Here is a 10,860-nt window from a genome sequence, read left to right as displayed (position 1 = left end):
GTTCGTGACCGCTCGCGGCTGAGTCCCTGCGGGTTTGGGTGTGAGCGCCTGCGGCTACGCGGGGTCGAGATGATCGAGTCGTTCGAGGTCGGCGGTGCCGGACCGGACCACGGCCGCCGCCAGCGCGACGGTTGCCGGCTGGGCCCCGTTCTGCTGCTCCGCTGTGGCGATCCGGACCGACTGTGCGAGATGCGCCCGCAGGTGCCCGGCGAGCAGTCGGTGGAACGGCTGCCCGCTGGCGGTCCGCAGCGCGCTCATCTCCTGCGCGGTGGCCATGCCCGGCATGTCGTGCCCCTCGTGCGGATTGGTCGTCGGGGCGGCGGCGTCGGCCAGTAGCCGGCGGGCGCGGTCCAGATCGGCGCGCCGGGTGGTCGCCACCTGGGTGGCCGTCCGCCGCCAGGCCGGGTCGGTGGTCCGCGCCGGCACCAGATCGAGTACGGGCAGCAGGCGTTCGGTCATCGCCACCGTCAGTTGCAGCCAGGCGATGTCGGTGGGGTTGAACGCCGTACCCGTGGGTGTCGGCGCGACCGTCGCCGGTGGCGCGGTCACGGGTGGTGCGGTGGTGCTGGCCGCGCCCCGTGGTCCGGCGCCGCAGCCGGCGACGAGCAGCACCGCGACGAGCACTGTGAACGCCGTGGGCTGGCGCATCCGATCCCCCTTCGACCAGGGCGGCGGGCCCGGGTGACCGGACCCGCCGTCGTGGTGTGGAGCTGTCGCTCAGATCGGTCGGCCGTCGTGACCGCACTTGATGACGGGACGGATGCAGTCCTGGACGCGACGGGCCAGCTCCGCCACCGGCCAGGCGTTGAAGAAGTCGCCGTGCATCGTGTAACCCGGCCCGGAGGCCAGCCGGAACCGCGACGGGTCGCCGGTGACCGGGTACCGAAGCACCTGGCGCAACTTCGGCACGTGCACCGGGTGGGTGCTCGGGCAGGCCTGGTTCACCGGGTACGCCAGGTGGCTCTTGTGGTCCGGCGAGTCGAGGTCACGGCCGTTCCAGCACTGCGGGAAGTCCAGGTACGACTCCAGCATCGTGCCCGACGGGCAGTTGACGAAGTCCTTCGACGGCGGCACGTGCCCGGCGTGCAGGCAGGACCAGCGGGCGATGCTGTCGTTCGGCCCGGTGGCCTTCGCGTTGCCGGCGACGAGCCGCAGCCCCTGCGGGAACGGCTGGGTGTTCGCGACGACGTCGGCGCGTACGCCCTCGCCCAGGTAGTAGAACGTTGCGATCGCCGGCTCCACCGCGACGTTGTCCCGATACAGGGTCGGCACCCAGTACGACGAGACGTCCACCCGCGGGTTGCAGGTGGTGGGTGAGTTGACCAGGTCCGGGAGCGTGGTCCTGGCGTTCGTCACCGTGCTGCCGAAGAAGCTGTGCATGTGCGACGCCCCGGGCAGCCCGGGGAAGACGATCGGGTCGTCCGGCAGCCGGTGGCTGTAGGTGCAGTCGGCGGGGAACTCGGCGACCCGGATGGCGTTGGCGCCGAAGTCAGCGCCGGCTCGGCCGGGGGCGGCGTCGGCCCGGTTGGTGGTGGACACCAGGTACGTGCCGAGTAGCACCAGCAGTGCGCCGATCGCCGTGGCGAGGCGCAGTCGGCGGGGGATGCCGGAGAGGGGTGCGGCCCTGTCCATCGTGACTCCTGTCGGGGGACGGGTCAGGGACAGCTCCGGCGCCGCCGCCGAAGGCATCGGAGTTGTGCCTGGCCAGACTGGGTGGTGGCCGGTTGGGCCGGTGCGAGAGAGCGCTCTCACTGCCCCCAGCCTCACGCTGAAGTCGACAATTGTCAATACGTGCCGCAGTTGGTGGAAAAGACGCCGAAGGGCCGGGCCCCGTGGTGGGGTCCGGCCCTTCAGTGTGTGCTGGTGGTGCTGGGGTCAGCTGGTGGCGTAGCCGCGGGTGGCGATCCAGTCGGCGAGGTGCTCGACGGTGACTTCGTAGGAGGCGGTGTTGGCATCGGCGGAGTCGGCGATCTTCACTACGTTGCCGCCGTCGCGGTAGCCCACGACGCTGATGTAGTGCCCGCCCTCGAAGGAGTGCGCCTCGCCGTCGGTGTCGACGCTGGTGCCGGCGATGTTGGCGACCACGGCCCGGCCGTCGTCGACGGTGCGGACGATGTCGGCGCGCAGCCGGTCGGTCTGCGTGGCGTCGGCGTCGGGGCTGGAGATCTCCACGGACCGGTAGGCGTCGTTCTTGCCGGTTTCCTTGTTCAGTACGGGGGTGATGTCGTTGATGGAGTTGGTGCCGGCCTCGGTGGTGCCCATTTCCTTGGCCATGGCGTCCACGCTGATGTCCTTGCCCTGTACGGACAGGGCGTTACGCGTGGCGGCCGGGCCGCAGTAGTAGAAGTTCGGCTGGGCCTCGTAGCGCACACCGAGCTGACGCTCACCGGCGGGCTTGCGGTCGTTCTGCGTCTGGGTGGCCGGCTTGGCATCCGAGGCGGCGTACGCGGCGGTCACCGGTCCGGCGATGGCCCCGCCGGTGAACGCGAGGCCGGCGGCGGTCAGGGCGGTCTTACGGATCAGATCGGTACGCATGATGGCGTGCTCCTCTGCATCGGGGGTGTCCGCACGGCAGTCAACGGGGGGTCGGTGTGACCGTGCGGGAAAGTTCGAGGGGTTCTGCCCGGTGACCCGCGAAGGGGGTCGGCGTCGGGACAGGGTGTAACCGTTCGCGGTGGCAGGTCATTCCGCCTACCCGCGGGGGTCGGCCGTTGTGGTGCTCGGCCGTACCGGGGGGTGTAACCGGGGTGGGCTGGCGGATGTTCCCGCCGGCTGCCGCGCCCGGATGCTCGACCGTGCCGGGGGTGTAACCGGGGTGGCCTGGCGGGTGTTCCCGGCCGGGGGCCGGCGCACCATGACCCGGGGCTGTTGCGGTGGTCTGCCAGGTATAACGACCCGGCCCGGCCGCCGATTCCGCCGACGGGGTGGCCCCGACCACCCGACAGCCGACACCAGACCCGACAAACCTCTCACGCCGCCGGGCTGGCGAACCCGACACGAAGGCCGTGGCGGCGTGATCCACTCGGGTTCCTGAAAGTCGCGGTGTCGGGCTGGCGGGGATGCCCCGACATCACGAAAGCCGAGTGGATCATGCCGGTCTGCGCCGTTCGCGCGCACCGGACCGGTCCGACCCGAGGGCAGCGCGCCGTGTGCCCCGGCCTGGTCCGGGTCAGCACCGCGGACGGGCAGCAGCCAAGGTCCGAGGGAACCTCGCATCCCGCCAAGGTCCGACGGAACCTCGCATCCCGCCAAGATCGTGCTCGATCCAGGAAACAGGCCCTTCCCCACGGCACGAGGCCACTACATCCAGGATCGAGCACGATCATGCGGACTCGGGCAGGGCGGCGGGGTGCTCCCGACGTGCGGGTGGGGCAGCCCGAACGTGTCGGACTGCCCCACCCGGAAGCGCACTGACGGAATCAGAACCCGAGGACGCTCCGCCCGCCGACAACCGGCAGTCGCAGTTCGCTGTCGTTCGGTGCGACCCGCAGTTCGGTGCCGCCCAACGGCAGCAGGGTGTACTCCTGGTCGCTGGAGAAGACGACCACGCCGATCCGGTGTCCCGCCGGGAAGATGTAGTCCTTCGGCTCCATGGTCCACCGGTAGTCGTACAACTTGCCCTGCTTGACCGGCTCGGTGCGCGCGGCGCTCTTGCGGTTCTGCGGGTCCATCCACCCTCGCGTCACCACTGTCGGGGCGGCCGTCGACCCGGCCGGGCCGTAGTCGACAAGGTACGCGGTGAGGTTGGCGTCCGGCTTGTTGTCGATCGCCATGCGCAGTCGCATCTCCGGACGCCCGGAGATGCGCACGCTCTGCGTCAGCTCGGGGGAGCGGTAGGCGAGTCGGTTGGCGCTCGCGGTGTCCGGATTGGACACCAGGGTGTCCGGGTGGATGGTCCGGCCCTCGTCGACGAAGCTCTGCTCGACAGTGGCCTTCGGCGGCTTGCCGGTGGTGAGCGCGCCGGGTGCCGTGGCGTCGGTGGCCGCGAAGCGCAGGGCGACCTCCCGCGCCGCCGGGTCGGGCCAGTTGGCGTACGTGGTGTAGGCGCGGTCCTCGCGCTGGAGCACCGCCGTCGGCTCGTCCATGATGCCGTTGCGCACGTTCCACAGCCAGAAGTCGAACCAGCGGTTCTCGGTCTGCTTGTAGGTCCACGTCTGGCCGCTGGGCAGGGTCACCGAGGCGCTGCTGCCGGGACCGCCGTGGCCGCCCTGGTGCAGCCAGATCTTGCGGGGGACGTCGCGCTTGGCGAGCTGGTCCCACCAGCCGGCGAAGTGCTCGGTCTTCACGTTCCAGTCGTTGAGGCCGTGCACGACGAAGACGCTGGCCTTGACGTCGCGGGCGTCGAGGTAGTCGCGGTCGCGCCAGAACTTCGAGTAGTCGCCGGTGACCCGGTCCTGCTTGGCGGTGATCTCCGCGAGTTCGTCGGCGCAGGGCCCTTCGGCGCGGGCCTGCCCGGCGGTGTACTGGGCCAGGATGTCGAGGTCCTCGCCCTGGAACGTCCCGGGCGCGACCACCAGGCCGTTGGCCCGGTAGTAGTCGTACCAGCTGCTGATCGCGGAGACCGGCACGATGGTCTTGAGCCCCTTGACGCCCGTGGTGGCCACCTGGTTGGGCAGCGTCCCGTTGTAGGAGACACCGGTCATGCCGACCGCGCCGGTGGTCCAGCCGGCGGTGACCGGGGCGCCGTTCGCGTCGTACCCCTTCGCCCGGCCGTTGAGCCAGTCGATGACCGCCTTGGTGCCGAGCGTCTCGGCCTGGTCCCCGCTGGTCGGGCAGCCGTCCGAGTCGCCGGTGCCGACGCTCTGGCCGAGCACCACCGCGTACCCGCGGGGCACGTAGTAGTCGTCCAGCGAGCCGGGCAGGTTGGCCTTCGCCTGGGCCCGTTGTGCGCCGGCGTCGAGTGCGCGACGCCCGTTGCGGTCGGTCAGGCCGTTCTGCGGCAGGTCGTCGACCAGCACGCTCGGGTACGGCACGTCACCCCAGGTGCCCTTGCGGTACGGGCTGTGCTCGAAGATGACCGGCACCTTGAAGCCCTGCGTGGCGGTCTCGCGGGGGCGGGAGATGTCGATCGCCACCCGGTCGGGCCGACCGTCGTGGTCGGTGTCCACCGGGGTCTGGACGAACACCCGCTCCTCGATCGCGTCGGCGAGCGAGAACACCGGTTGGGTCATGCCGTCGCTGACCACGATGCCGGTGGGCGTGGTGGGCGTGGGCGCAGCGGCAGCCGCGGGTGGGGCTGCGCCGAGGGCCAGGGCGCCGGACACGCCGACGCTCAGGAGTGCCAGATGACGGGGTCGACGCATGCGCGTCTCCCTTCGGTTGGGCTGGTTGCCGGGGGTCGGCAGGGGCCAATCTCGAAGATCCATTCGTCGTCATGCTAGGTCCGGGCCGGCGTCCCGTCGATCCCTTCGGCCAGGGACGCTATCTGTCGTCGACACCGTCGCTGCCGGTCCAGTGGCGGCAATCGAAACGACATCGAACTGTGCCCGGCGGCGAAACAGCGCCGAAATCCTCAGCGCGTGGGCCGGAAAACCCCTCGTCCAAGGGGTGCCCGGATGATCGTTCCCGTGCATATGATCTTGCCGGAGTCGCCCGAAGAGGCGGGTTCGTCCACATTAGACGAGGAGCGACATGCTCAGGAAAACGCGATGGCTGTTGGCCGTCGCCGTCACGGCCACGACGCTGACCGCCCTACCGGGCGGCACCGCCACGGCCGGACCCAGCGACATCGGTCAGGCCGGCGCACCCGCAGCCACGGCTGACGGGAAGACGCACACCGTCACCCTGCTGACCGGAGATGTGGTGACCGTACGGGACAGCGGAGCGGGCTGCCCACAGGCAACAATTCGGCCGACGGACGAGAACGAGGTGATCCACCAGAGCTGCGGCCCCGACGGTCACCTGCACGTCATTCCCGCCCGTGTCGCGTCCCAGCTCGGCTCGGTCCTCGACCCCGACCTGTTCGACGTCACCACGCTGATCGCCGACGGCTACGACGACGACAACTCCGCCGAGCTGCCGCTCATCGTGCAGCCCGCCACCGCGTCCGCCCGGGTGGCCGCGCTCGGTGACGTGCTGTCGCTACCCAGCATCGGTGCGGTCGCCGGGCGCGTACCCAAGAAGAGCCCGGCCACGGCGAAGCTCGCGACCAACTCGCTGCTCGCCGGCGCGAAGAAGGTCTGGCTCGACCGCAAGGTCCGGGCCACCGGCCTGACCGGCACTGGGCGCCCGGCCGGCCTGGACCGCAACCTGGGCCAGATCGCCGCGCCGGACGCCTGGAAGGCCGGCTACACCGGCAAGGGCGTCCGGGTCGCGGTGCTCGACACCGGCGCCGACTTCACCCACCCGGACCTGGTCGGCCGGGTCGCCGACCGGGCCGACTTCACCGTCGAGGGCGGTGACGCCGTCGACCACAACGGCCACGGTACGCACGTCGCCTCGACCATCGCCGGCACCGGCGCGGCCGCCCACGGTCAGCGTCGCGGCGTGGCGCCGGACGCCAAACTGGTGATCGGCAAGGTTCTCGACGACCACGGGTACGGCGACGACTCCGGCATCATCGCCGCCATGGAGTGGGCCGCCACCCGGGCCGACGTCATCAACATGAGCCTCGGCGGCAGCGACCCGGACGACGGCAGCGACCCGCTGTCGCTCGCCGTCGACGCTCTGAGCAGATCCACCGGCGCGCTCTTCGTCATCGCCGCCGGCAACAGTGGCGCCGCCATCTCCTCGCCGGGCTCGGCCGCCAGCGCGCTGACCGTCGGCGCGGTCGACCGCAACGACAAGCTCGCCGACTTCTCCAGCCGCGGACCGCTGGTCACCAGCAACGTGGCCAAGCCGGAACTGGTCGCGCCCGGTGTCGACATCGTCGCCGCCCGGGCCGCCGGCACCAACCTCCAGGACCCGATCGACAGGTACTACGAGGCGATCAGCGGCACCTCGATGGCGAGCCCGCACGTGGCGGGCGCCGCCGCGCTGCTCGCCCAGCGCCACCCGGACTGGAGCGGTGAGCGGCTCAAGGCCGCCCTCGTCGGCGCCGCCGACCCACTCAGCGGCATCGACCCGTACGCCGTCGGTGCCGGTCGGCTCAACGCGGCCCGGGCCCTCGGCGGCCCCGCCAGCGACCAGCCGGTGGTCAACCTCGGCACCTTCGCCTACCCGCAGTCCGGGACCAGCGAGACGACGCTGAGCTGGACCGGTGAGTCGACGGCCGTTCTCGACCTCGACGTGTCGATCGTCAACCACGACGGCCAACCGGTACCGCGTGGCGCGGCGTCGCTGTCGACGAGCCGGCTGACGCTCACGCACGGCACCACCGGCTCGGCGACCCTGCGGGTCAACCGTGCGGCGTTGGCCGCGCGACCGGGCTTCTACCTGGCCACCGTCACCGCCCGTTCCGGCCGCAAGCTGGTCGCGACGACCCCGGTGAGCTTCTACGTCGAGCAGCCCAGCTACGACCTGACGATCCAGACGAAGCCGCTGCCGGGCCTGAAGGACGGCGCGGAGAGCTGGATCAATCTGCTGGTCAGCAACCTCACCGACCCGCTGATCTACTACGGCGGGGCGGGCGGCGCGCCCGGAGACACCTTCACGCTGCGGGTGCCGGCCGGCCGGTACGCGATCCTCGGCTCCTCCGTCGCCTACTACGTCGACAGTGACGTGCTGGAGACGACGCTCGCCGCCGAGGTCGACCTGGACGTGCGCGGCGCCCGGAGCGTGACGCTCGACCCGGCGCGGGCCAAGCCGGTGACGGCGACTGTCGACGGGGTGCCCACCATGCCCACCCGGACCGACCTCACCAATGTCCAGACCGCGCCGAACGGCCTGTCCTGGTGGCACCAGATCAGCGGGTACGGGGCCCAGACGACGGTCCGTACCACCGCGCTGCCCAAACCCACCGTCGGCTCCCGGCGCACCTGGGCGGCGGTCAACCTGGACTCGCCGGCCGGCACCGCCAAGCCGTACCGCTACAACCTGGTGCACGAGTACGCGGGCGGCGCACCGGCCGACCCTGCCTTCCGGGTGAGCAGGGCGGAGCAGGCGAAGCTCGCCCGCATCGAGGAGCGCTTCCACCAGGTGGACTCGGAGGGGATGGTCACCCAACTGATCCGCAGCGGCTTCACCGCGGACGGGGTGCCGGTGACGCAGACCCACGAGGGGAACCTGCCGCCGTACCGGACCGACTACCTCTCGGCCGGCTACCGCTGGGCGGACGAGGGTGTCTACGGTGGCCTGTCGGCCCAGGAGGCGCCCCGCACCTACCAGCCGGGCAGTCGGCAGACCAAGGTCTGGGCCCGCCAGCCGCTGCACTCCGGCTGGTACGACGACCCGGCCGGTGTCGACCACAGCTGCGCCACCGCGCCGTCACGGACCCGGGGCAACCTGCACATCGACCTGGTGTCGCTGACCGACCAGCACCAGCGGGCCGACTGCCTCCAGGGCTCCTCGATCGGCGTGAACCGCAAGCTGTCGTTGTACCGCAACGGGAAACTGGTCGAGGAGCGGGACCGCCCGCTCGCCGACTTCACGGTGCCGCAGCAGGCTGCCGACTACCGGCTGACCCTCAACGTCGACACGAGCCTGATCCTGCCGATCTCCACCAAGGTCAACACGTCGTGGACGTTCCGGTCGGCCGGACCGGACGGCACCGGGAGCGTGCCGCTGCCGCTGCTGGCGGTGGACTACGCGCTGCCGATGGACACCAACAACCACGCCACCGGCGGAACGGCGGAACTGGCCGTCCGGCAGATGCGGGGCATCAAGGCGCAGAAGGTGACGTCGTTCCAGGTCTGGACCTCGACGGACGACGGTGCCACCTGGAAGTCGGCCCGGGTCACCGGCAGCGGCGACAGCTACCGGGTCGCGCTGCCGAAGGCCACCTCCGGGCAGTCCGTGTCGTTGCGGGTGAAGGCCGCCGCCAACGGCGGTAGCGGAATCGACCAGACCATCATCCGGGCGTACCACGCCGACTGACTGTCGACAAAGGTGGTGCGGTCCGGCTCCGGCCGGGTCGCACCACCTTTTGCGTCGCGGTGTCGATCCGGCCCCACCTCGTTCGTCGTGACGGTGAACCCCGACGTCGACAACGAGAGGCACGCCCATGACGTCCGTCGCCGAGACATCGCTGCGCCGAACCCGTTTCCTGCTGGGCTGTGGCACTGTCGCCGGCCTGTTGTTCCCTCTCCTGTCGTTCGGGCAGGCGTTCACCCGATCCGGATTCGACCTGCGCCGGCACGCGATCAGCTCACTCACCCTCGGTGACCTCGGCTGGTTGCAGGTCATCGCGTTCGTGGGCACCGGCGTGCTGGCCGTCGCCTTCGCGGTGGGTCTGTGGCAGGCGCTGCGACCGGGTCGGGCCGGCACCGTGGTGCCGGTGCTGGTCGGCGTGTACGGGGTGGCGATGGTCGGCGGTGGGATCTTCGTGCCCGATCCCGCGCTCGGCTGGCCACCCGGCGCCCCGGGGCTGCCCGAGCAGGCCAGCACCGGCAGCGTCCTGCACACGGTGTGCGGCGCGGCGGCGTTCCTGTCGTTGATCGCGGCCGGCCTGCTGCTCGCTCGACGGTTCGCCGCCCAGGGGGACCGGACCTGGGCGCGCTACAGCGGTACCAGCGGTTGCGTCGCGTTCGTGCTCACCGCCCTGCCGTGGAGCGGGGGGAGTGCGAGCATCCGCTTCGCCGTCGGAGCGGTGCTCATCTCGCTGTGGCTCGTGGCGCTCTCCTGGTGGGCGCGCGGCGAGTGGCCCCGACCGCTGAGGGGATTGTGGTCGTACGCAGGTGACAGCATCACCTCATGGCCACAGCGAAGCAGCCAGCAGCCGTTCCGACCGTTGTCAGCGTCGACGACTTCCTGGTCGGCAATCCCGACGAACGTAGGCGGGCCGACGCGGGGCGGCTCCGCGCGATCATGGGCGAGCTGACCGGGGAGCCGGCGGTGATGTGGGGCCCGAGCATCGTCGGCTTCGGCAGCTACCACTACACCTACGAGAGCGGGCGTAGTGGCGACGCGCCCCTGGTGGGGTTCTCGCCGCGCAAACAGCACCTCGTCGTCTACCTCGCCGACGGCAGCCTCGATGAGCGGCACGCCGCGCTCCTCGCCCGGCTCGGCCCGCACCGCTCCGGCAAGGGATGCCTCTACCTGAAGCGGCTCGACGACGTCGACCAGAGCGTGCTGCGGCATCTGATCGAGCGCACCGTCCAAGTGCACAGGGGCGTCGACCGGGCCAGCCGCCAATGAGCCGCCGACGTCACTGGCCTTCCCAGACCGCCTTCGCTCCGGAGTCGCCCGTGCGGAACACGTAGTAGATGGCGACGCCAGCGGCCACCACCGACAACACCTGCAACGCCAGGGTCAGCAGTCGACTGGGGCGTCCAGCCGCACTGGTCTCGGCGGCCCTCGGTGGTACGAGCCAGACCAGTGCCAGCGCCACGACCGCCAACCCGATCGTCGCGTAGAGCGTGATGTCGCCGAAATCCTGATGCGCCTGGAGCTTCGGGAGGAACTCGGGGGTGACCCGGTTGGCCGCCTGCATACGTTCGAGGAAGGCGTCGCCGGAGAGCTTCGTCAGCAGCGCGGCGACCGGCGCGCCCACCGCGAGCAGCCCCAGCACCCAGCGGGTGTGCGGCCGGATCGGTGCGACGAGCGCGTAGCCGACCGCCAGCAGGGCCAGCAGCGGCACGAACACGACCGCGGCGTGCAGCAGCAGAGGATGGGCGGGGATGCCCATGAACTCCTCGAACATCGGCGGCTCCTCCTGATTTCGGCCAGACGTCGACCGTTCGGGGGTGGACGCTATCGGTACCGCGGGGGTGTGTCAGCCCCCAAGATTGCCCCCGCAGCGGCCATCCGGCCAGCCGCGCTGGT

Annotated in this window: 8 protein-coding genes; 3 read left to right on the top strand and 5 right to left on the bottom strand. The window is 71.0% G+C overall.

Going from position 1 to position 10,860, the window contains the following annotated elements; genetic code table 11:
• Positions 1-54: 54 nt before the first annotated feature.
• The 4 genes from ABTW72_RS00335 to ABTW72_RS00320 form a co-directional block, all read right to left on the bottom strand.
• Positions 55-648, bottom strand: coding sequence for a DUF305 domain-containing protein (locus ABTW72_RS00335; protein WP_350852162.1), 594 nt, complete (start codon positions 646-648; stop codon positions 55-57).
• A gap of 69 nt (positions 649-717) precedes the next feature.
• Positions 718-1,632, bottom strand: a complete 915-nt coding sequence (locus ABTW72_RS00330) for a DUF1996 domain-containing protein (RefSeq protein WP_350852160.1) — start codon at positions 1,630-1,632, stop codon at positions 718-720.
• 243 nt (positions 1,633-1,875) lie between these two features.
• The gene (locus ABTW72_RS00325; protein WP_350852159.1) at positions 1,876-2,535 is read right to left on the bottom strand and encodes a C39 family peptidase; all 660 of its coding nucleotides are present in this window, start codon (positions 2,533-2,535) and stop codon (positions 1,876-1,878) included.
• 884 nt (positions 2,536-3,419) lie between these two features.
• Positions 3,420-5,303, bottom strand: a complete 1,884-nt coding sequence (locus ABTW72_RS00320) for a Xaa-Pro dipeptidyl-peptidase (RefSeq protein WP_350852158.1) — start codon at positions 5,301-5,303, stop codon at positions 3,420-3,422.
• Positions 5,304-5,631: 328 nt separating this feature from the next.
• On the opposite strand from ABTW72_RS00320, the gene ABTW72_RS00315 reads away from it, so the two are divergent.
• From ABTW72_RS00315 to ABTW72_RS00305, 3 genes are all read left to right on the top strand, one after another.
• Positions 5,632-8,973: a S8 family peptidase gene (locus ABTW72_RS00315; protein WP_350852156.1), complete on the top strand. Its 3,342-nt coding sequence runs from the start codon at positions 5,632-5,634 to the stop codon at positions 8,971-8,973.
• 127 nt (positions 8,974-9,100) lie between these two features.
• Positions 9,101-9,916, top strand: a complete 816-nt coding sequence (locus ABTW72_RS00310) for a DUF998 domain-containing protein (protein ID WP_350852154.1) — start codon at positions 9,101-9,103, stop codon at positions 9,914-9,916.
• Entirely contained in the window at positions 9,904-10,233 is a 330-nt protein-coding gene (locus ABTW72_RS00305) for a DUF1801 domain-containing protein (RefSeq protein ID WP_350852151.1), read from the top strand. The genes ABTW72_RS00310 and ABTW72_RS00305 overlap by 13 nt, the downstream gene beginning before the upstream one ends.
• A 10-nt stretch (positions 10,234-10,243) precedes the next feature.
• Here ABTW72_RS00305 and ABTW72_RS00300 read toward each other — a convergent pair whose 3' ends face one another.
• On the bottom strand, positions 10,244-10,738 hold the full coding sequence (locus ABTW72_RS00300; RefSeq protein WP_350852149.1) for a DUF2231 domain-containing protein: 495 nt from the start codon (positions 10,736-10,738) through the stop codon (positions 10,244-10,246).
• Positions 10,739-10,860 lie beyond the last annotated feature (122 nt).

Source organism: Micromonospora sp. NPDC127501 (assembly GCF_040302185.1).
In the GTDB taxonomy this organism is placed as follows: Bacteria; Actinomycetota; Actinomycetes; order Mycobacteriales; family Micromonosporaceae; genus Micromonospora.
The sequence above is the reverse complement of the archived record's forward strand: the minus strand, read 5'-3'. Positions and strand labels throughout refer to the sequence as shown.

Bases quoted from the DNA above. Each gene is read 5' to 3' on its own strand.
- ABTW72_RS00320 (WP_350852158.1), bottom strand. From the start codon at position 5,303: ATGCGTCGACCCCGTCATCTGGCACTCCTGAGCGTCGGCGTGTCCGGC.
- ABTW72_RS00325 (WP_350852159.1), bottom strand. From the start codon at position 2,535: ATGCGTACCGATCTGATCCGTAAGACCGCCCTGACCGCCGCCGGCCTC.
- ABTW72_RS00335 (WP_350852162.1), bottom strand. From the start codon at position 648: ATGCGCCAGCCCACGGCGTTCACAGTGCTCGTCGCGGTGCTGCTCGTC.
- ABTW72_RS00315 (WP_350852156.1), top strand. From the start codon at position 5,632: ATGCTCAGGAAAACGCGATGGCTGTTGGCCGTCGCCGTCACGGCCACG.
- ABTW72_RS00300 (WP_350852149.1), bottom strand. From the start codon at position 10,738: ATGTTCGAGGAGTTCATGGGCATCCCCGCCCATCCTCTGCTGCTGCAC.
- ABTW72_RS00305 (WP_350852151.1), top strand. From the start codon at position 9,904: ATGGGCGAGCTGACCGGGGAGCCGGCGGTGATGTGGGGCCCGAGCATC.
- ABTW72_RS00310 (WP_350852154.1), top strand. From the start codon at position 9,101: ATGACGTCCGTCGCCGAGACATCGCTGCGCCGAACCCGTTTCCTGCTG.
- ABTW72_RS00330 (WP_350852160.1), bottom strand. From the start codon at position 1,632: ATGGACAGGGCCGCACCCCTCTCCGGCATCCCCCGCCGACTGCGCCTC.